Here is a 20,766-nt window from a genome sequence, read left to right as displayed (position 1 = left end):
CTCAGCCCTTCAGTCCGGAGGTCGCCATGCCGTCGATCAGATAGCGCTGGAACGCGAGGAAGAAGAGCAGCACGGGCAGCAGGGCGATGAGCGACATCGCGATCATGCCGCCGTAGTTGGCGACCCCGTCCTGGTCGACGAACATCTTCAGCCCGAGGGAAACCGTGTACTTCTCGGGCTCGTTGAGATAGATCAGCGGGCCCATGAAGTCGTTCCACGCGTTGATGAAGGTGAAGATCGCGCTGGTGATCAGGGCGGGACGGCACAGCGGCAGCACGATCGACCAGTAGATCCGCGCGTGCCCGCAGCCGTCCAGCCGCGCCGCCTCGTCCAGCTCCCTCGGCAGATTCCGCATGAACTGCATCATCAGGAAGACGAAGAAGGCGTCCGTGGCCAGATACTTGCCCAGCAGCAACGGCGTGTAGGTGTTGATGAGTTCGAGCTTCTGGAAGAGCACGTACTGCGGGATCAGCAGGACGTGGTACGGCAGCAGCAGCGTCCCGATCATGAGCGCGAAGAGCAGATTGCGCCCCGCGAACCGGATCCGGGCGAAGGCGTAGGCCGCCAGCGAGCACGAGATCAGCACCCCGGCCACCGAACCCAGCGCCAGCACGGTCGAGTTGACGAAGAAGGTGGTGATCGGGATGTCCGCGATGCCGTCGGCGAGGCGGGTGTAGTTCTCGGTGATGGGGGCCACCGGGAAGAGGTCCAGGCTGCCCACGATCTGGTCGTTCGGCTTGAACGAGCCGCCGATCACCCAGAACACCGGGTAGAGGACGACCGCGAGGACGGCAAGCGAGCCGAGGTGCCAGGCCAGCGAGCCGGCGCTCCGGCGGCGGAAGGCGGCCCGTACCGCCCCGGCCGGGTCCGGGAGCCGTACCGGCGCCGGTACGGGCGGCCCGGCCGCCGGTGCCGGGGAGGACTGCGTACGCTCCCTGCTCATCGGGTCGCCTCCTCGTAGTGCACCCAGCGTCTCTGGGACCAGAACAGCACCGCGGTCACCAGTCCGACGGCGAGCAGCAGCATCCAGGCCATGGCCGAGGCCATCCCCATCCGGCTGTTCTCGAAGCCCTGGATGTAGAGGTAACAGGTGTAGACGAGCGTGCCGTCGGCCGGGCCGCAGGTGCCGCCCGCTCCGCCGAGGATGTACGCCGAGCCGAAGATCTGGAACGAATGGATGGTCTCCAGCAGGACGTTGAAGAAGAGCACCGGCGAGATCATCGGCAGGGTGATGTTCCAGAACCGGCGCAGTGGTCCCGCGCCGTCGACCTCCGCCGCCTCGTGGAGCGAGACCGGTACCTGCTTCAGCCCCGCGAGGAAGATGACCATGGGTGCGCCGAACTGCCAGACGGTGAGGGCCACCAGGCTGTATACGATCATGTCCGGGTCGCCGACCCAGCCGCCCGCCGGAAGGCCGAAGAGCCGCTGCGCCCGGTCGACCACGGCGTCGTCGGAGAAGATCGCCTTCCAGACGATGGCGATGGAGACGCTCGCCCCGATCAGGGACGGGGCGTAGAACGCGGCCCGGTAGAAGGCCTGTCCGCGGCGTTTCTGGCTGAGCAGCAGCGCGACCCCGAGCGCCGCCGCCAGCTTGAGCGGGGTGCCGACGACCACGTACCAGAGCGTCAGGGAGACCGAGTGGCGCCAGCGGGAATCCCCGAACATCTCGGTGAAGTTGTCGAACCCGATCCACTTCGGCGTGTCGAAGAGGTTGTAGTCGGTGAAGGCGAAGTAGAGCGAGGCGATCATCGGCCCCGCGGTGAGGATCAGGAAGCCCGCGATCCAGGGCGACATGAAGAGATAGCCGGCCAGGTTCTCCCGGCGGCCCCGCCGTCCGGCGGCGGGGGGTCCGGGGCGGTCCTGGCCGGCTCCCGGGGTGGCGCCCCTCGCACGGGGCTCCCCCGCGGTGGGTGCCTCGCTCACCGCCGTGGGGACCATCAGGAGCCGAGCGCGGTCTTCGACTCGGTGAAGAACTGCTTCACCGCGTCGTCCACGGACCGCTTGTCCAGGGCGAGTTCCTCGGCGATCCGCAGGAAGGCCGACTCGGCGACGTCCGCGCCGGCCGGATGCGGGGTGATCGGCTCCAGCACACCGGTGTCGACGAGCCGCTGCTCGTAGGCGGCGATCTGCCGGTTCACCTCGTCGGTGGGCTTGAACGCCTCGTACTGGGCGGTGGTCGTGGGCACACCCCGGTCGTAACCCATGATCCTGGCGACCTCGGGCTCGTGCACCATGAAGTCGATGAACTGGGCGACTTCCGCCGGATGCCGGGTCCGCCGGGAACCGCTCAGCATCAGCGAGCCGAGGTACTGGCCCGTCTTCCTGCCGTCGGTGGTCGGGATCGGCGCGAGGCCGTAGGCGCTCTTGCCCTCGGCGGTGTAGCGGACGGTGAAGTTGTCCCAGGTGAACTCGCCGGCGGCGATCTCGGCGGCCACCGCGGACTTGGGCCTGACCTGCGCGATCTTCTTCGGGTCCGTGTAGACGCCCGACTTCACCCCGGCATGCGCCTTGGTCCACCACTGGGTGAGGTCGGCCTCGGTGAAGCCGAGCCCGTCCGCGGTGAAGAACGCCTTGCCGTGCTGGCGGAGGTAGAGGTCGTAGAGGTACATGACGCCGTACATCCCGCTGTCGCCCGCCACGCCCTGGGTGTCGTGGATCCTGCGCATCGCCGCGTCGAAGTCGTCCCAGGTCCACCCCGGCTTCGGGGCGACGCCTGCCTTCTCGTACACCTTCTCGTCGATGACCAGCGCCATGGAGTTGCTGCCGACCGGCACCCCGAGCAGCTTGCCGTCCACCTCGCCGAAGGTGGCGAGGCCGGCCCGGAAGCCGTCCATGCTGAGGTTGCCCGCGCTCACCTGCCCCTTCAGGTCGAGCAGGACGTTCTTCTGGTCGTACTTGCGCAGGAAGCCGACGGCGTTCTGGAAGACGTCGGGCGGATTGCCGCCGGAGGCCTGGGTGTTGAACTTCTTCCAGAAGTCGGCGTAGGGCTGGAAGTCCGTCTTGATCTTGATCTTCGGGTACTTCTCCTCGAAGAGGGCGATGGTCCGGTTGATCCGCTTCGCGCGGTCCTCGGACCCCCACCACGCGTACCGCAGGGTGACGTTCCCGCCACTCGATCCACTTCCGGAGCCGCAGCCCGCCGCGGTCAGGCCGAGTGCGGCGAGTGAGCCACCCGCGATCTTGAGCAGGCCGCGTCTGTCGACGCTCCCCGACGTAGGCATAGCTCGCCCCTCACTCCGGAATTGAATCGTTTTAGGTAAGCGCTTGCCGCTAGAAATTAGGGACCTGTGGGCCGCACGTCAATGGTTCGGACGACATCTGTCGAAGCGCTTTCCACTTCGGTCCGAAGCATTGACGAAACATGAACGACCGCTCTAGCTTCATCGCGTCGTACTTCGTACGTCATATATGAGACGCGAGATCTGAGAGCGCCCATGGCCTTCGCCCCGAGTCCGATCCCCTCCCGCACCCAGTACGTCCAGGAAGCGATCAAGCACGCCATCCTCACCGGCGGGCTCAGTCCAGGTCAGGCCCTGGTCGAGACCGAACTGGCCGCGCGGTTCGGGGTGTCGAAGACACCGGTGCGGGAAGCGCTCAAGACCCTGGCCGGCACGGGCCTGGTCGTCATGAGCCAGTACAAGGGCGCCACCGTCCGCACGGTCGACGCCGCGATGGCCCACGAGGTCTACGACGTACGGCTGCTGCTGGAACCGGCGGCGCTACGGCGCTCCCTGGGCCGGGGCGCCTCGCTGGAGCCCGCCAGGGAAGCCCTCCTGCGCGCGGACCAGGCGGCCGACCGGGCCGAACGCTCCCTGGCCAACCGGGAGTTCCACCGGTCCCTCTATCTGCCCTGCGGAAATCCGCTGCTGGCCAGGATGCTCGACGAGGTGCGCGACCAGGCGGCCCTCGTCTCGACGGTGGCCTGGGCCACCGTCCCGTCCTGGGAGCGGGAGGCGGGCGAGCACCGCGAGATCCTGCGGCTCGCCCTCGCCGGTGACATCGACGGCGCGGCCGGCGCCCTCCACGACCACATCGCCTCGTTCCTGCACCGGGCGTTCCCCGAAGGAGAGACCACGCATGAAGAGCCCTGATCTCACATCGTCACGGGACGCGCTCGCCGATGTCGTGGCGATCCCCGTGACACCGTTCACCGCCGACGACACCATCGACACCGCCGCACACCGCGCCCTGCTCCGCAGGCTGCTCGACGGCGGCGTCCGCACCCTCACACCGAACGGCAACACCGGCGAGTACTACGCGCTCAGCCCCGACGAACGGCGCGCCGTCACGGAGCTGACCATCGAGGAGGCCGCGGGCGAGGCCGCGATCCTCGTCGGCATCGGCCTCGAAGTGCCCACCGCCGTGGCCGCCGCCGAACACGCGCGGGCCGCGGGCGCCGGAATGGTGATGGTCCACCAGCCCGTGCACCCCTACGTCTCGCAGGACGGCTGGATCGACTACCACCGCGCGATCGCCGACGCCGTACCGGAGCTGGGCGTCGTACCGTACATCCGCAATCCGCTGCTCAGCGGCGAAACCCTCGCGAGACTCGGGGAGTTGTGCCCCAATGTCATCGGTGCGAAGTACGCGGTGCCGGACGCGGCGCGGTTCGCCGCCTTCGCCCGCGACGCCGGGCTCGAACGCTTCGTGTGGGTCGCGGGCCTCGCCGAGCTGTACGCCCCCTCGTACTTCGCGGGCGGCGCGACCGGCTTCACCTCCGGCCTCGTCAATGTCGCCCCGGCGGTCTCGCTGGGGATGCTGGAGGCGCTGCGCGCCGGGGACTACGCGGGCGCCATGAAGGTCTGGGAACAGATCAGGCCCTTCGAGGACCTGCGGGCCGCGCACCAGTCCGCCGACAACGTGACCGTCGTCAAGGAGGCGCTGGCCGCGCTGGGCCTGTGCCGGCGCGACATCCGCCCGCCGAGCCGGGCCCTGCCCGAGGAGCGGCGCGCGGCGGTCGCCTCCCTGGTCGCGGGGTGGGCGATATGACACGCGGAAACGGACCCGTCCCCGGGGAAGCCGTCGGGGAACCGGCCGGGGAAGCCGCCGTCGTACGCCCCGATGAGCTGCGCAGTCACCAGTGGTGGGGGACGGACGGGCTCCGCTCGTTCAGCCACCGCGCCCGTACCCGCCAGCTCGGCTACCTCCCCGAGGAACACCTGGGCAAGCCGGTGGTCGCGATCCTCAACACCTGGTCCGACATCAACCCGTGCCATGTCCATCTGCGGGACCGCGCCCAGGCGGTGAAGCGCGGGGTGTGGCAGGCGGGCGGCTTCCCGCTGGAGTTCCCCGTCGCGACGCTCTCCGAGACGTTCCAGAAGCCGACGCCGATGCTCTACCGCAACATGCTCGCCATGGAGACGGAGGAGCTGCTGCGCTCCTACCCCGTCGACGGCGCGGTGCTGCTCGGCGGCTGCGACAAGTCGACGCCCGCGCTGCTGATGGGCGCGGCGAGTGTGGATCTGCCGGCCGTGTTCGTCCCGGCGGGGCCGATGCTGCCGGGGCACTGGCGCAACGAAGTCCTGGGCTCCGGCACGGACATGTGGAAGTACTGGGACGACAAGCGGGCCGGGCTGATCGGCGACGCCGAGATGGCCGAGCTGGAGAACGGGCTCGCCCGCTCCCCCGGCACCTGTATGACGATGGGCACCGCCTCCACACTGACCGCCGCCGCCGAGGCGCTCGGGGTGACGATGCCGGGGGCCTCCTCGATCCCGGCCGTCGACTCCGGGCACGACCGGATGGCCGCCGCCTCCGGGCGGCAGATCGTCGAACTGGTCCGCAGCGGTCTGCGGCTGTCGAAGCTGCTGACCCGGGAGGCGTACGAGGACGCGGTCGCCACGGTGCTCGCGCTGGGCGGCTCCACGAACGCCGTGATCCATCTCATCGCGATGGCGGGCCGCTCGGGACTGCGGCTCACCCTCGACGACTTCGACCGGATCGCCAGGACCGTACCGGTGCTCGCGAACCTCCGGCCGGGCGGCCAGTACCTGATGGAGGACTTCCACTTCGCGGGCGGGCTGCCCGCCTTCCTGAGCCGGCTCACCGACGTCCTGCACCTGGACCGGCCGACCGTCGCCCACGCCACACTGCGGGAACAGCTCGCCGGCGCGCTCGTCCACGATCCGGAGGTGATCCGCCCCCGGGAGAAGCCGCTCGCGTCCGAGGGCGGGGTGGCGGTGCTGCGAGGCAATCTCTGCCCCGACGGGGCGGTCATCAAACACATCGCCGCCGAGCCGCGACTGCTCCGGCACACCGGTCCCGCCGTGGTCTTCGACGACTACCGGACCATGCAGCGGACCATCAACGACCCCGCGCTCGCGATCACCCCCGACCATGTGCTGGTGCTGCGCAACTCCGGGCCCAAGGGCGGCCCGGGGATGCCCGAGTACGGGATGCTGCCGATCCCCGACTACCTGCTCAAGCAGGGTGTACGGGACATGGTGCGGCTCTCCGACGCCCGGATGAGCGGCACGAGTTACGGCGCCTGTGTCCTGCACATCGCACCCGAGTCGTACGTCGGCGGGCCGCTCGCCCTGGTCCGCACCGGCGACACCATCACTCTGGACGTCGAAGCCCGCAGCCTCCATCTGGACGTGCCGGAAGAGGAGTTGACGCGGCGCCGGGCCGAGTGGACCGCGCCCGAGCCCCGCTTCCAGCGCGGTTACGGCGCCCTCTACGACGAGCAGATCACGCAGGCCGACACCGGCTGCGACTTCGCCTTCCTCGCCAGGCCGGGCGAGGTGCCCGACCCGTACGTCGGCTGAGAGCCGGCCGGGTGACTCCGAGCCGGCCACCACGTCGCCTCGCGCGACCCTCCCCGCACACCGCCGGGTCCGATCCGTCGGCCCCGGTCTGCGAAGCGCTTCACCCACCGAACGGAGAAGCAAGTCATGGCCTCTGCTGTGGCGCAGGACTCAGGGGCGCCGCCCCAGGCCCCCCGGCCCCGTAAGCCGGGACGCCGTACGGGAGCGACACCACGCCGCCTCCCCTATCTGCTGATCGCCCCCGCCGTACTGCTGATGCTGGGCTTCATCGCCTATCCGATGCTCAGCGTCTTCTACTACAGCCTGCAGAACTACAACGCCACCAAGCCCTGGCGGAACGGTTTCGCGGGCCTCGACAACTTCCGGCGGATCTTCACCGAGGACCCGCTGTTCTGGGACAGCCTGATCTTCAGCGGCAAGTGGGTCGTCACCGAGGTCACTCTCCAACTGGCCTTCGGTCTGATCCTGGCGCTGCTGGTCAACCAGACGTTCCTGGGCCGGGCCGCGGCCCGTGCGCTGGTCTTCTCACCGTGGGCGGTCTCGGGCGTCCTGACCACCACGATCTGGCTGCTGCTCTACAACCCCTCGACGGGCGTGGGGCGTTACCTCGCGGACGCGGGCATCGGCGACTACGGCTCGTCCGTGCTCTCCGACACCGGCACCGTCTTCTGGGCGGCCGTCCTCGCCGAACTCTGGCGCGGCGTACCGTTCTTCGCGATCCTCATCCTGGCGGACCTCCAGTCCATCCCGGGGGATCTGTACGAAGCCGCCTCGGTCGACGGCGCCAACCGGTTCCAGCAGTTCACCCACATCACACTGCCCCACCTCAGGGACGCGATCATCCTCTCCACCCTGCTCAGGGCGGTGTGGGAGTTCAACAACGTGGACCTGCTGCTCACCCTCACCAAGGGCGGTCCCGCCGGTGCCACCACCACACTGCCGCTGTACGTCGCGGTCACCGGGTTCGAGGCACACGACTTCGGCTACGCCACCGCGCTGACCACCGTCGCCTTCGCGATCCTCCTCTTCTGCTCGATTCTCTATCTGCGCCTGAGCAAGTTCGGAGGCGATCACAAGTGACCACCGCCATCGCCGAGAAAGGCCTGAGCGACGTGTCCGCGAGTGACGGCCCTGTGCCCCCGCCCTCCCGGCGCCGGCGCCGCGAGCGCCGGTTCGACGAGGTCCCCCGGTGGCAGATCTACCTGCCGCTCGGCCTCTACCTCCTCTTCACCCTCGTGCCGTTCTACTGGATGGTGCTGTTCTCACTGCGGCCCGCCGGATCCACCTCCCTGGTGCCGTGGCCGATGACCTTCGACCACTTCGAGAAGGTCTGGAACGAGCGCAGCTTCTCCGTCTTCTTCCAGAACAGCGCGCTGATCGGCGTCTTCACCCTGATCTTCACGACGGGGGTCGCGCTGGCCGGCGGTTACGCCCTGGCCCGCTTCGACTTCCGCATCAAGCAGGGCTTCATGCTGGCGCTGCTCTGCTCGCAGTTCATCCCGGGCGCGCTGATGCTCGTACCGCTCTTCCAGATCTTCAAGAACCTCCAGCTCATCAACTCACCCGTGAGTGTGGTCATCGCGGAGACGGTCTTCCAGCTCCCGCTGTCGATCATCCTGATCAGCGGGTTCATCAAGAACGTCCCGTACTCCCTGGAGGAGGCGGCCTGGGTGGACGGCTGCTCACGGCTCCAGGCGTTCCGTATCGTCGTGCTGCCGATGCTGCGGCCGGGGCTGATCGCGGTCGGCTCCTTCGCCTTCGTGCACAGCTGGAACCACTTCCTGTTCGCGCTGATGTTCCTGATGGAACAGGACAAGCAGACGATCCCGGTCGGGCTCTCCACCCTCATCGGTTCGGACAGTGTGGACTTCGGCGCGCTGGCGGCGGGCGGTGTGATCTCGGCCGTGCCGGTGGTCATCGTCTTCGCGTTCATCCAGAAGTGGCTGATCAGCGGCTTCAGCGCGGGGGCGGTGAAGGGATGAGCCACCCCGCACCCCCGCCGCTGGTCCCGCTGCCCGTCGTACTGGCCGGCGCGCGCGGCCACGGCCGTACCCATCTCGTCAACATCCGCCGGCTCGAACAGGCAGGTCTGGTAAGGCTCGTGGGCATCTGCGAGCTGAAGCCGCTGAGCGAGGAGGAGCTGGCCGGGTTCGGCACCCCCGAGCAGTCCGACGACTTCGCCGGGCTGCTGGAGCGCACGGGCGCGCGGATCGCCGTGCTGTGCACCCCCATCCACACGCACACCGAACTCGCCCTCGTCGCCGCCGACCACGGGGTGCACACCCTGCTGGAGAAGCCGACCACACCGTCGTACGGGGAGTACGAGCGGCTCCTCGCCGGGCTGGCCGAGCGGGGCACCGCCTGCCAGGTCGGGTTCCAGTCGCTCGGCTCGCACGCCCTCGACGCCATCGGCCACCTCGTCGCGGACGGCGCGATCGGTGCCGTACGCGGGATCGGCGCGGCAGGGGCGTGGGTGCGCGACGACGCGTACTACCGCCGGGTGCCGTGGGCCGGGCGGCGCTCCCTGAACGGGCGGGACGTCGTGGACGGGGTGCTCACCAACCCGCTCGCCCACGCCGTCGCCACCGCGCTGCGCCTCGACGGCAGCGAACGGGCCGAGGACATCGCGGAGATCGAGCTGGAGCAGTTCCGGGCCAACGACATCGAGGCCGACGACACGAGCTGTCTGCGGGTACGGACGGCCAGGGGGACCCGGATCACGGTCGCCGTCACGCTCTGCGCGGAGCAGGCCGGGGAGCCGTACGTCGTGGTGCACGGCAGCCGGGGCCGGATCACCTTCTGGTACAAGGAGGACCGGGTCCTCGTGGAGCGCACGGACGGTGGCGCGGACGGGAACGGCGACGCGGACGCGGACAGCGGCGAGAACGCGGACAGCGGCGCGGACGGCCGGACGGGCGCGGACACCATGGACGCGGCCGGGTCCGTCCACGGCCGTACGGACCTGCTGGAGAACCTGGTCGCACATCTGCGGGACGGTGCGGAACTGCTCGTACCGGCGCCGCGCACCGGCGCCTTCATGCGGATCGTCGAGGCCATCAGGACCGGCCCGCTGCCCACCCCCCTGCCGGCGGACGCCTGGTACGGCGTGCCGGGCGAGAAGGCACCGCGCCGGGTCGTCAAGGGCATCGACGCGCTGGTCGCGGCGAGTGCGGACACCCTCTCCACCTTTTCCGAACTGGGCGCCGGCTGGGCCGCGCCGCCGACGGAGGTGCGCCCCCGATGAGCGAGCCACAGGTCTCCCGCGCCCCGGCGGTCACCACACTGCGGTGTGACGCCCGCCCGGTGGCCGGCTACCACCACCGTCCCGGGGCGCTGCCGGCGGCGCTCGCGCCCCGCCCGTACCTGCATCCCGTACGGACCCTCGGCGGTGTCACCGTCACCGAGCTGCGCCCCGCCGACCACGCACACCACCTCGGGGTGTCGATGGCCGTACCGGACGTGTCGGGCGTCAACTTCTGGGGCGGGCGGACGTACGTACGCGACCAGGGCCCGGTGGCGCTCGACAACCACGGCGCGCAGGAACACACGGGCTGGCTGCTGCGTGACCCGGACGGCTGTGTGCAGGAGCTGTCCTGGAAGCGGGAGGGGCGCGAACTCCTCAAGGAGCGGCGCACGATCAGTGTGCTGGCGCTCTCCGCCGACGCGTGGGCCCTCGACTTCACCTCGGCGCTGACCAATGTGTCCGGCGGGGACCTCTCGTTCGGCAGCCCGGCCACCAACGGGCGTCCGGGGGCGGGGTACGGCGGCTTCTTCTGGCGGGCTCCGAAGGAGGACGCGGCGGACCCGGAGCCCGAGGTGTTCACCCGGGCCGCGACCGGGGAGGCCGCGGTGCACGGGACCACCGCGGAGTGGGTGGCGCTCGCGGGACGGGAGTGGACGCTGGTCTTCGCCGGGGCCAACGAGGAGACCCGGCAGGACCCCTGGTTCGTCCGCACCGGCCAGTACCCCGGGGTGGGTTCCTCGCTGGCCTGGGGGCGGCGGCTGCCGCTGGCCGCGGGCGGCAGTCTGTCGCGGCGGATCGTCACGGTCGTCGCGGACGGCCGGCTCGGCCGCCGGGACGCGGCGGCCCTGGCCCGCAAGGCGGTGGCGGCATGAGCCTGCCGTGGACCGCCGACCTCGGCGACGGCACGTACCGCAACCCGGTGCTGGCCTCCGACTGGTCCGACCCGGACGCGATCCGGGTCGGGGACGACTACTACCTCACCGCCTCCAGCTTCGGCCGGGTTCCGGGACTGCCGCTGCTGCACTCCCGCGATCTCGTCAACTGGTCGCTGCTGGGGCATGCGTTGGAGCGGTTGGAACCGGCCGAGGCGTTCGCCGTGCCCCGGCACGACTGCGGGGTGTGGGCGCCCGCGCTCCGGCACCACGACGGCCGGTTCTGGATCTTCTGGGGAGATCCGGACCACGGCATCTTCCAGATCAACTCGCCGGGTATTGACGGACCTTGGAGCAGCCCGTACCTCCTCAAGGCGGGCAAGGGCCTGATCGACGCCTGCCCGCTGTGGGACGAGGCCACCGGCGAGGCGTATCTCGTGCACGCCTGGGCCAAGTCCCGCTCCGGGGTGAAGAACCGGCTGACCGGACACCGGATGAGCCCCGACGGGCGGGAACTGCTCGACGACGGCCGGACGGTGGTGGACGGGGACCTGCTGCCCGGCTGGTTCACCCTGGAGGGGCCCAAGCTCTACCAGCGCGACGGCTGGTTCTGGATCCTCGCGCCCGCCGGAAGCGTCACCACGGGTTGGCAAGGAGCGTTCCGGGCACGGGAGTTCTTCGGACCCTACGAGGAGCGGGTCGTCCTCGCCCAGGGCCGTACGGAGATCAACGGGCCGCACCAGGGCGCCTGGGTGACGGATGCCACGGGCGACGGCGACTGGTTCCTGCACTTCCAGGAGCGCGGCGCGTACGGACGGGTCGTGCACCTCCAGCCGATGCGCTGGGACGACGACGGCTGGCCGGTCGTGGGGGCCGACGGCGAGCCCGTCCCCGTCCACCCGAAGCCCGCCGTCCCCGCCCGTACGCACCCGCCGGCGGTACGGGCGCCCGCCACCGACGACGACTTCCCCGGCGGTCGCTTCGGGCCGCAGTGGCAGTGGACCGCGAACCCGGGGTCCGGCTGGACGCTCCCGCACCCGGGTGACGGGCTGCGGCTGGCCTGCCTGCGGACGGCGGACGCGCACGATCTGCGGCTGCTTCCCAGCGTGCTGGTGCAGCGGCTGCCGGCCGAGTCGTTCACCGTCACCGTCGCGCTCTCCCTGGAGGTTACGGAGGACGCCGCCGGCGCCGGGTCCGGAGCGAAGGCGGGGCTCGCCGTGCTCGGCGACGCCTTCTCCTGGATCGGTCTCGAACGCGGCGCGGACGGCGCGGTCGCGCTGGTGCACCGCTTCGCGGAGACGGGCGCGCCCCACGAACGGGACGCCGCCGCCCCGCGCCCGGCGCCCGGCGCACGTGCCACGCTGCGGATCGAGGTCGGCCCCGGCGCGCGCTGCCGGTTCGCCGCCGATACGGGGGACGGATTCCGCCCGTCGGGCCAGGTCTTCGCGGCCACGCCCTGGCGCTGGGTGGGCGCGCTGCTGGGACTGTTCGCCACGGCCCCGGCCACGGCCTCCGGAGCGGGACCGGCCGGGACAGCCGCCTTCTCCGCGTTCCGCACCACCGCCTGACCCGCACGAACCGCCCGAACCGCCCGAACCGCCCGACGCACCTGAACAGCCCGATCCGCCTGAACCGTCTGAACCGCCTGAACCGTCTGAACCGCCTGACGCATCTGATCCGCCCGATCCGCCTTCCGACGCAAGCCCGTGAGGAGAGAGCCGCACATGACGCACCGCCGTAAGCGCTTTCGCATCGGGGCAGCCGCCTTCGCGTCCGCCCTGCTCACCCTGTTCGCGGGGGTCGCCACGGCCCCCGCCGTCGCGACGCCCGCCGCCGTCCCCGGAGCCCCCTCCCCCGGCGCCCTCGGCCGGGTTTCGGACCGGCTCTCCGAGGAGCCGCACGGCTTCGCCTCCCTCGCGGGCTCCACCACGGGCGGCCGGGGCGGCCAGGTCGTCACCGTGCGGACCCAGGCCGACCTGGCCCGCTACGCCGCCGCGGCGGAGCCGTACATCATCCGGGTCGCCGGGGCGATCGAGGTCGCGCCCTTCGGCTCGGACGTCGTCGTCGCCTCCGACAAGACGATCGTCGGGGTCGGGACGGCCGGCGAGATCGTCCACGGCGAGCTGCGTCTGAAGCCGGGCACCCACAACGTGATCATCCGGAACCTCACCATCAGGGACTCGTACGTCGAGGGCGACTGGGACGGCAAGACCCAGGACTTCGACGGCATCCAGATGGACTCCGTCCACCACGTCTGGATCGACCACAACCGGTTCACGCACATGGGCGACGGGCTGCTCGACATCCGCAAGGACAGCGAGTACATCACCGTCTCCTCCAACCGCTTCGACCACCACAACAAGGCGTTCGGGATCGGCTGGACCGAGAACGCGAAGACCCAGATCACCATCGACCACAACTGGTTCAGCGGCACGAAGCAGCGCAACCCGTCCGCCGACAACTGCGCCTACGCCCACCTCTACAACAACTACCTCTCCGCGCAGGTGGCCGACGGCGACCCGGTGTGGAGTTACGGCAACTGGGCGCGCGGCCGGACGAAGATGGTGATCGAGAACAGCTTCTACGAGGACGTCCAGCACCCCTACCAGGCTGATGCCACCGCCGAGTTGGTGCAGCGCGGCTCCATCCTCAGGAACACGACGGGCCGCCGGGACGCGTGGGGCGCCGCCTTCCGGCCGCGCGACTTCTACCCGTACCGGCTGGACCCGGCGGCGGCCGTGCCGTCGCTGGTGAAGAAGTACGCGGGACCGCAGGCGTCCATCGGTACGGACACCGTGCTGAACGTGCCCGCCGACTACCGGACCGTACAGTCGGCCGTGGACGCCGTCCCCGCGGGCAACGACGGCCGGATCACCGTGGCCGTCGCCCCCGGTACCTACCGGGAGCAGGTCCGGGTGCCGGCGACCAAGCCCCTGCTGGTCTTCCAGGGCACGGGGAGCGACCGGTCCAAGGCGGTGATCGTCCACGACACCCCGAACGAGTACGGCGGTTCGAGCGGCAGCGCCACGGTCCTGATCGCCGCCGACGACGTCACGGCCCGCAACCTGACCTTCGTCAACGACTTCGACGAGGCGGCGCACGAGCTGAACAGCGAGCAGGCGCTGGCGATGAAGACGACCGGCGACCGGATCGTCTTCGAGAACACCGCCTTCAAGGGCAACCAGGACACCCTGATGACGGACAGTCCCCAACTGACGCGGATCAGCAGGGTCTACGTCCGTGACAGCTACATCGAGGGCGATGTGGACTTCATCTACGGACGGGCCACCACCGTCATCGAGCGTTCCCTGATCCGGGCGCTCAGCCGGGGCTCCGCCACCAACAACGGCTATGTGACGGCCGCTTCGACGTGGAAGGGCAATCCGTACGGCTTCCTCATCACCGGCAGCCGGATCGTCAGCGACGCCCCCGCGCAGTCCTTCCACCTCGGCCGGCCCTGGCACCCGGGCGGGGAGCCGGACGCGATCGCGCAGGTGCTGATCAGGGACACCGAGCTGCCCGCGGCGATCAAGTCCTCGCCCTGGACGGACATGAGCGGCTTCCCGTGGAAGGACGCCCGCTTCTCCGAGTACCACACCTACGGTCCTGGAGCTGCCGTCACACCGGACCGTCCGCAGATGCCGGACGCCGACGCGGCCCGCCACCAGGTCGCCGACTATCTCGCGGGGCAGGACGGCTGGGCGCCGCACCGGACCCCGCTGCCGACGCGGCACTGAACTCCACCCTCCATCCTCCGCTCAACGACGAGAGAGAAGAGCCTGACATGAGAATCCCCCTGGCATCCGGCGGCAGAGGACGGACCTCCGCCGCCGTGGCCCTGACCGCCGTACTCGCCCTGACGGCGACGGCGTGCGGCGACGACGGCGGCGGCAGCGGCGACGAGGGCTCGGGCAAGGGTGAGATCACCCTCTGGGACAACAACACCGGTGAGCGCCGGGACATCTGGGCGCAGATCATCAAGGACTTCGAGGCGCAGAACCCGGACATCGAGGTCAAGTACGTCGGTCTCCCGATCGACCAGGTCCAGGCGAAGTACGACACGGCGATCGACGGCGGCGGACTCCCGGACGTCGGCGGGGTGGGTACGGCGTACCTCTCCAACCTGGTGGTACGCGATGTCCTGGACCCGGTCGACCAGCGCATCGACGGCGGCGCGCTCAAGGGCAAGCTCGTCCCGGCCATGGTGGACAGCGTCAAGGCGGCGGGCGGCCGGGACGGCATGTACTCCGTACCGACCTCCACCAACAACGGCACGCTCTGGTACCGCACCGACCTGTTCTCGGCCGCCGGTCTGCAACCGCCCACCACCTGGGCGACGTTCTACGAAGCGGCGGAGAAGCTGACCAAGGCCGACAAGAACCGGTTCGGCTACACCATCCGTGGCGGCGCGGGGTCCATCGCGCCGGCGATGGACGCGATGTACGGGCAGTCCGGCATCACTTCCTTCTGGGACGGTGACAGGACCACGGTCAACGACCCGAAGAACGTGGCCGCGCTGGAGAAGTACGTCGCCCTGTACAAGAAGGTGACGCCGTCGGCCGACGTCAACAACGACTTCATCAAGATGGTCGCGCAGTGGGACAACGGCTCGATCGGGATGCTGACCCACAACCTGGCCTCGTACCAGGACCATGTGAAGGCGCTCGGCAACGAGAAGTTCAAGGGGCTGCCCTACCCGGCGCAGGAGGACGGCACGCGTGTCCAGGTGTCCAACCCCGTTGACGGCCTTGGGCTGTTCAAGGGCAGCAAGAACAAGGCGGCGGCCTGGAAGTTCATCGAGTTCGCCGCGTCCCACAAGTCGAACAGCGCGTGGAACTCGTCGGCGGGCTCCATCCCGGCGAACACCGACGCCGCCAACGACGCCTGGATCAAGGACGCCGTGCCGACGGCCACCGCGATGAAGGCGCTCAGCGACGGCTCGACCAAGCTCGTCAACCTGCCGTACTACCTGCCGGACTGGAACACCATCAGCAAGAGCGGCAACGAGCCGAACTTCCAGAAGGTGCTGCTCGGTGACATGACCGCGAAGGAGTTCGCGGACAAGATCGCCAAGGAGCTGAACGACGCCCAGGCGGAGTGGAAGGAGCAGGGCAGGAGCTGAGACACGGCCGCCGAGCCGGCAACCGGTCCGGCGGTGGGGCGCGTTCACCCACCGGCCCCGCCGCCGACCGCCTCCCCCTCTTCCGCACGGACTCTTCCGCACCAGGAAAGCGAGGCACACCGTCATGCCGATCTCCAGGAGACAGGCCGCGGCGGCCCTCTCCGTCCTCCCGCTGGCCGCCCTCCCCCGGACCGCCGCCGCCACGCCGTCGGCGGCCGGGGAGTCCCGTACTCCCCACCCCGACCGCCGCCGGGCCGTCCACCTCGCGGGCGACTCCACCGCCGCGGACAAATACCTCGGCGCCGCCCCCGAGAGCGGCTGGGGCACGGCCCTCCCGTTCTTCCTCGGCAAGCACCTCACGGTCGCCAACCACGCGGTGAACGGCCGCAGTTCCAAGAGTTTCCTCGACGAGGGGCGACTGACACCGATCCTCGAAGCCCTGCGCCCCGGCGATCTGCTCCTCGTCCAGTTCGGGCACAACGACGAGAAGGTCACCGACCCCACGCGCCACACCGAGCCCTGGTCCACCTACCAGGAGTGCCTGCGGCGTTACGTGACGGGCGCGGAGGCGGCCGGGGCGCGGGCCGTGCTGCTCACGTCCGTGGAACGCCGCAGGTTCGACGCGGCGGGCAACTCCGTTCCCACGCACGGGGATTACCCGGCCGCGGTGCGTGCGCTGGCGGCAGCCGAGCGGGTGCCGCTGCTGGACCTCCAGGCCGCGACGCTGGCGCTGTGGCAGCGCCTCGGCGTGGAGGGTACGAAGCCGCACTTCAACTGGCTCGCCCCGGGCGAGTCCCCGAACTACCCCGACGGGGTGTCGGACAACACCCACTTCCGGCCGCGCGGCGCCGTCGCGGTGGCCCGTCTGGTGGCCCGCGCGCTGCGGGACGAGCGGGTGCTGGCGCCCCGCGAGGTGCGCCGCCTCCACGAGGAGGTCCCCGAATCCTGGCTCACCTGGCTCGACGACTGAGCCCGGCCCCACCACTCGACCTGAACCTGACTGACATGGCCCCGATCGAGGAGAAGCAGTGATGCGCACCTTTGGACGTCATGCACGGCTCGCCGCCACCGCCGCGGTGTGCGGTACGACCCTGGCCCTGGCCACGCTCGCCGCACCGGCGCAGGCCGGCACGGGAACGGGCGGCCCGGCGGGCCGCTCCGCGGAGCGCGCGGCCCTCGCCCCGGGTGACGGCTGGGCCTCCACCGGCTCCGGCACCACCGGCGGCCGGGCCGCCGACGCCGAGCACGTCTACACCGTCACCACCTGGGCCCAGTTCAGAGCGGCGCTGGCGAAGGCCGCCGACGCCCCGTCGATCATCCGGGTCAAGGGCACCCTCGACGCGCTCTCGGACGAGCAGGGCAACGCCCGTACCTGCGCCGACTACGCGGCGCCCGGCTACTCCTTCGACCAGTACCTCGCCGACTACGATCCGGCGGTCTGGGGTTACGAGAACCCGGTGAGCGGCGAGCAGGAGGATCTGCGGGCCGCGTCCGCCAAGCGGCAGTCGGCGCAGATCATGGCGTACGTCCCGGCCGACACGACCGTGATCGGTGTCGGCAAGGACGCCCGGATCCTCGGCGGCAGCCTCCAGGTCAGGAACGTCGACAACGTCATCGTCCGCAATCTGACCTTCGAGGACACCTACGACTGCTTCCCGCAGTGGGACCCGACCGACGGCGATGTCGGCGAGTGGAACTCCGAGTACGACAACATGGTGGTGTACGGCACCACACACGTCTGGGTGGACCACAACACCTTCACGGACGGCCGCCACCCGGACAGCGAACAGCCCCGTTACTTCGGCCGGTTGTACCAGCAGCACGACGGGGAGCTGGACATCGTCCGGGGCGCCGATCTGGTCACCGTCTCGTGGAACGTCTTCACCGACCACGACAAGACCATGCTGATCGGCAACAGCGACGGAGCGGCGGCCACCGACCGGGGCAAGCTCAAGGTCACCCTGCACCACAACCAGTTCAGGAATGTGACCGAACGGGCGCCCCGGGTCCGCTTCGGCCAGGTGGACACGTACAACAACCACTACGTCGCCGAGAAGCCGGCGGACTACGGCTACTCCTTCGGTGTCGGCTTCGAGTCCCAACTGGTCGCGGAGAAGAACGCGTTCACGCTGGCGGCGGGCGTGAACCCGGCGAAGATCCTGAAGAAGTGGAGCGACGCGCCGGTCACCACCGCGGACAACCACGTCAACGGGCGGCCGGTGGACCTCCTCGCCGTGCACAACGCGGGGATCCCCGAGGAGACCCTGCGCCCCGACGCGGGCTGGACGCCCACCCTGCGCACCGCCGTGGACTCCCCGCGCGCGGTGCCGCGCGTGGTCGACTCCGGGGCGGGCGCCGGAAAGCTGCGCTGAGCGGACCTCCACCACAGGTGAGCGGCGGATACTGGGCGGGCCCGTATCCGCCGCCGATGGTTCACAGCCGCCGTGCGAGGGGCCTACGGCCGGGTCCCGATGACCACGGTGGCGTACAGCTCCTCCGAGGTGGCCACCCGCGGGACCAGCCCGCTCCCGGCGAACGTCCGGGCGGCGCCGGCCGCCTGGCGCTCACTCGTCTCGACCAGCAGGGAGCCGCCGGGGGCCAGCCAGCCGGGCGCCCGAGCCGTGACCCGGCGCAGCACGTCGAGCCCGTCCGCGCCGCCGTCGAGCGCCACCCGCGCCTCGTGTATCCGGGCCTCCGGGGGCAGCAGTCCGACCTCCTCGGTGGGGACGTACGGCACATTGGCGAGGAGGACGTCGACCCGGCCGCGCAGCGCGGCGGGCAGCGGCGCGTAGAGATCACCCTCGTACACCCGGGCCCCTGCGGGCACATTGCGCCGCGCGCACCGTACGGCGGCGGGGTCGATGTCGGCGGCGTACAGCTCGGCCCCGTCGAGCACGGCGGCCAGTGCCGCGCCGAGCGCGCCCGATCCGCAGCACAGGTCGACGACGACCGCACCGGGCGGGGCGAGCGCGGCGGCCCGGTCGACGAGGAACTCCGTACGGCGGCGGGGCACGAACACCCCGGGGTCGACGGCGACCCGCAGCCCGTGGAACTCCGCCCAGCCGAGGACGTGTTCCAGCGGCAGCCCGCCGGCCCGGCGGTCGACCAGGGCGGCGAGGTCGTCCGGGGTACGCGCGGCGGAGACGAGCAGCAGCGCCTCGTCCTCGGCGAAGACACAGCCGGCGGCCCGGAGCCTGGCGACGACGTCGGACGGCGGGACGACGGAAGACGCCGGGGAAGCGGAGGACGCCGGGGAAGCGGAAGCGGAGGAAGCGGCAGTGGACACGGGGAGCCTTTCGGGATGCCGATGGGCACTCCCGGCGGTCACCTATGCCTGATGGACCGCACGGCCGTGGGAGAGGAGCGCCCGACCTGGTACAGCGGTGATGGGTCTCGCCTCCTTCGGTGGTCGACGGGTACGTCACTGTGTGCGTCGGTCACCCTACCCGAGGCGGCCCCGGGCCGCGCGGGGATGCGCGGGGGCTCTTTCTCAGGCCCCTCTTAGCCGCACCTTAATTGCGGCATAAGGATGGGCTCCGTGCCCCTCTCACCGGCGATTCCGGGGTTTCGAGCGGCTAGCTTGCTGAGCGCTGGAGCGGCACGGGGGCGGGGAGGCCGCCTGCCGCTCCGGCGGTCTCACGCTCGTCCCCCTTTGAAGGAGATCCATCCATGACCGCTCGACGCACGGCCACCGGGATCGTCGTCCTCGGCCTCGCCCCGCTCGCGCTGGCCGGTCTCACCGCCGCACCGGCCGCCGCCCACGGTTCGATGACGGATCCGGTGAGCCGGGTCGCCGCGTGTTTCGCCGAGGGGCCCGAGAGTCCGCGGTCCGAGGCGTGCAAGGCGGCTGTCGCGGCCAGTGGGACGCAGGCGTTCTACGACTGGAACGAGGTCAACATCGCGGACGCCGCCGGGAACCACCAGCAGATCATCCCGGACGGCAAGCTGTGTTCCGCGGGCCGCGACAAGTACAAGGGGCTCGACCTGGCACGCGCCGACTGGCCGTCGTCCCCGGTGAACGCGGGCAACCGCACCTTCCGTTACAAGGCCACCGCACCGCACAAGGGCTCCTTCGAGCTGTACCTCACCAAGGACGGTTACGACCCCACGCAGCCGCTGAAGTGGTCGGACCTGGAGGAGAAGCCCTTCCTGACGGTCACCGACCCGAAGCTGGAGGACGGCGCCTACGTCTTCGACGGTGTCGTACCGAACCGGTCGGGCCGCCACCTCCTCTACTCCGTGTGGCAGCGCTCGGACAGCCCGGAGGCGTTCTACACCTGCTCCGACGTGGTCTTCGGCCAGGACAACGGCGGCGCGGCAGGCACCGCCCCCACCGCCGCCCCGGCCGCTTCCGCGCCGACGGACGCGACGATCGAGGAGGGTACGGGCAAGTCCACCGTCGACCACAACGGCCATGGCGGGGACGCCGGTCACACCGCCGCCCCCGAGAAGGCGCCCGCCCAGGACGCCGCCGCCCCGGCCACCGAGGCCGCAGCTGACGGGGCCGGGCAGGCGGACTCCGACGACGCCGACGACGCCCCCGAGGTGAAGGCCGCCGGCGCCCCGTCCGCCCAGTCGGCCGAACAGCCCGCGGGCGGCCAGGAGAACCTCGCCGAGACCGGCGGCAGCACCGCCACCCCGTACCTCGCGGTCGGCGGAGCGGCGGCCCTCGCCCTCGGCGCCGCGGTGACGTTCGGTACGGTGCGGCGCCGGACGGCCACGCCCGGACGACACGGCCGCTGAGCCACTGCCCGTACCGCC

At 70.7% G+C, this 20,766-nt stretch carries 17 protein-coding genes; 13 read left to right on the top strand and 4 right to left on the bottom strand.

Annotated elements, in window-relative coordinates; all coding sequences use genetic code 11:
- Position 1 precedes the first annotated feature (1 nt).
- The 3 genes from ACFXPL_RS19185 to ACFXPL_RS19175 are packed head-to-tail and all read right to left on the bottom strand — an operon-like array spanning position 2 to position 3,221.
- Complete coding sequence (locus ACFXPL_RS19185) at positions 2 to 943, bottom strand: carbohydrate ABC transporter permease (protein ID WP_384920425.1); 942 nt, start codon at positions 941 to 943, stop codon at positions 2 to 4.
- A complete protein-coding gene (locus ACFXPL_RS19180) occupies positions 940 to 1,938 on the bottom strand; it encodes a carbohydrate ABC transporter permease (protein ID WP_384920422.1) in 999 nt (332 codons plus the stop codon). The genes ACFXPL_RS19185 and ACFXPL_RS19180 overlap by 4 nt, the downstream gene beginning before the upstream one ends.
- The gene (locus ACFXPL_RS19175; RefSeq protein ID WP_384920419.1) at positions 1,938 to 3,221 is read right to left on the bottom strand and encodes an ABC transporter substrate-binding protein; all 1,284 of its coding nucleotides are present in this window, start codon (positions 3,219 to 3,221) and stop codon (positions 1,938 to 1,940) included. The genes ACFXPL_RS19180 and ACFXPL_RS19175 overlap by 1 nt, the downstream gene beginning before the upstream one ends.
- 213 nt (positions 3,222 to 3,434) lie before the next feature.
- Here ACFXPL_RS19175 and ACFXPL_RS19170 point away from each other — a divergent pair, with 213 nt between their 5' ends.
- From ACFXPL_RS19170 to ACFXPL_RS19115, 12 genes are all read left to right on the top strand, one after another.
- A complete protein-coding gene (locus ACFXPL_RS19170; RefSeq protein WP_384920416.1) occupies positions 3,435 to 4,091 on the top strand; it encodes a GntR family transcriptional regulator in 657 nt (218 codons plus the stop codon).
- The gene (locus tag ACFXPL_RS19165) at positions 4,078 to 4,989 is read left to right on the top strand and encodes a dihydrodipicolinate synthase family protein (RefSeq protein WP_384920413.1); all 912 of its coding nucleotides are present in this window, start codon (positions 4,078 to 4,080) and stop codon (positions 4,987 to 4,989) included. The genes ACFXPL_RS19170 and ACFXPL_RS19165 overlap by 14 nt, the downstream gene beginning before the upstream one ends.
- On the top strand, positions 4,986 to 6,767 hold the full coding sequence (gene araD, locus ACFXPL_RS19160) for an L-arabinonate dehydratase (protein WP_384920410.1): 1,782 nt from the start codon (positions 4,986 to 4,988) through the stop codon (positions 6,765 to 6,767). Before ACFXPL_RS19165 ends, araD begins: the two co-directional genes overlap by 4 nt.
- Before the next feature lie 126 nt (positions 6,768 to 6,893).
- The gene (locus tag ACFXPL_RS19155) at positions 6,894 to 7,847 is read left to right on the top strand and encodes a carbohydrate ABC transporter permease (RefSeq protein WP_384920407.1); all 954 of its coding nucleotides are present in this window, start codon (positions 6,894 to 6,896) and stop codon (positions 7,845 to 7,847) included.
- Positions 7,844 to 8,749 (top strand): carbohydrate ABC transporter permease, encoded by a 906-nt coding sequence (locus tag ACFXPL_RS19150; protein WP_384920403.1) that lies wholly within the window; start codon positions 7,844 to 7,846, stop codon positions 8,747 to 8,749. Before ACFXPL_RS19155 ends, ACFXPL_RS19150 begins: the two co-directional genes overlap by 4 nt.
- Positions 8,746 to 10,011, top strand: a complete 1,266-nt coding sequence (locus tag ACFXPL_RS19145) for a Gfo/Idh/MocA family oxidoreductase (RefSeq protein WP_384920400.1) — start codon at positions 8,746 to 8,748, stop codon at positions 10,009 to 10,011. The genes ACFXPL_RS19150 and ACFXPL_RS19145 overlap by 4 nt, the downstream gene beginning before the upstream one ends.
- Positions 10,008 to 10,883: a PmoA family protein gene (locus ACFXPL_RS19140; RefSeq protein ID WP_384920397.1), complete on the top strand. Its 876-nt coding sequence runs from the start codon at positions 10,008 to 10,010 to the stop codon at positions 10,881 to 10,883. The genes ACFXPL_RS19145 and ACFXPL_RS19140 overlap by 4 nt, the downstream gene beginning before the upstream one ends.
- Positions 10,880 to 12,451: a family 43 glycosylhydrolase gene (locus ACFXPL_RS19135; protein ID WP_384920394.1), complete on the top strand. Its 1,572-nt coding sequence runs from the start codon at positions 10,880 to 10,882 to the stop codon at positions 12,449 to 12,451. The genes ACFXPL_RS19140 and ACFXPL_RS19135 overlap by 4 nt, the downstream gene beginning before the upstream one ends.
- Before the next feature lie 156 nt (positions 12,452 to 12,607).
- Positions 12,608 to 14,620, top strand: coding sequence for a pectinesterase family protein (locus tag ACFXPL_RS19130; protein WP_384920391.1), 2,013 nt, complete (start codon positions 12,608 to 12,610; stop codon positions 14,618 to 14,620).
- A 53-nt stretch (positions 14,621 to 14,673) separates the two neighbouring features.
- Complete coding sequence (locus ACFXPL_RS19125; protein WP_384920515.1) at positions 14,674 to 16,005, top strand: ABC transporter substrate-binding protein; 1,332 nt, start codon at positions 14,674 to 14,676, stop codon at positions 16,003 to 16,005.
- A 124-nt stretch (positions 16,006 to 16,129) separates the two neighbouring features.
- Positions 16,130 to 16,975, top strand: a complete 846-nt coding sequence (locus ACFXPL_RS19120) for a rhamnogalacturonan acetylesterase (protein WP_384920388.1) — start codon at positions 16,130 to 16,132, stop codon at positions 16,973 to 16,975.
- 61 nt (positions 16,976 to 17,036) lie between these two features.
- Entirely contained in the window at positions 17,037 to 18,377 is a 1,341-nt protein-coding gene (locus tag ACFXPL_RS19115; RefSeq protein WP_384920385.1) for a polysaccharide lyase family 1 protein, read from the top strand.
- Between the two features lie 83 nt (positions 18,378 to 18,460).
- Here the strand turns inward: ACFXPL_RS19115 and ACFXPL_RS19110 are convergent, their stop codons facing one another.
- On the bottom strand, positions 18,461 to 19,291 hold the full coding sequence (locus ACFXPL_RS19110) for a putative protein N(5)-glutamine methyltransferase (RefSeq protein WP_384920382.1): 831 nt from the start codon (positions 19,289 to 19,291) through the stop codon (positions 18,461 to 18,463).
- Positions 19,292 to 19,674: 383 nt separating this feature from the next.
- Here ACFXPL_RS19110 and ACFXPL_RS19105 point away from each other — a divergent pair, with 383 nt between their 5' ends.
- Positions 19,675 to 20,748 (top strand): lytic polysaccharide monooxygenase, encoded by a 1,074-nt coding sequence (locus ACFXPL_RS19105; RefSeq protein WP_384920378.1) that lies wholly within the window; start codon positions 19,675 to 19,677, stop codon positions 20,746 to 20,748.
- Positions 20,749 to 20,766 lie beyond the last annotated feature (18 nt).

Source organism: Streptomyces sp. NPDC059092 (assembly GCF_042756365.1).
Taxonomy (GTDB): domain Bacteria; phylum Actinomycetota; class Actinomycetes; order Streptomycetales; family Streptomycetaceae; genus Streptomyces.
The sequence above is the reverse complement of the archived record's forward strand: the minus strand, read 5'-3'. Positions and strand labels throughout refer to the sequence as shown.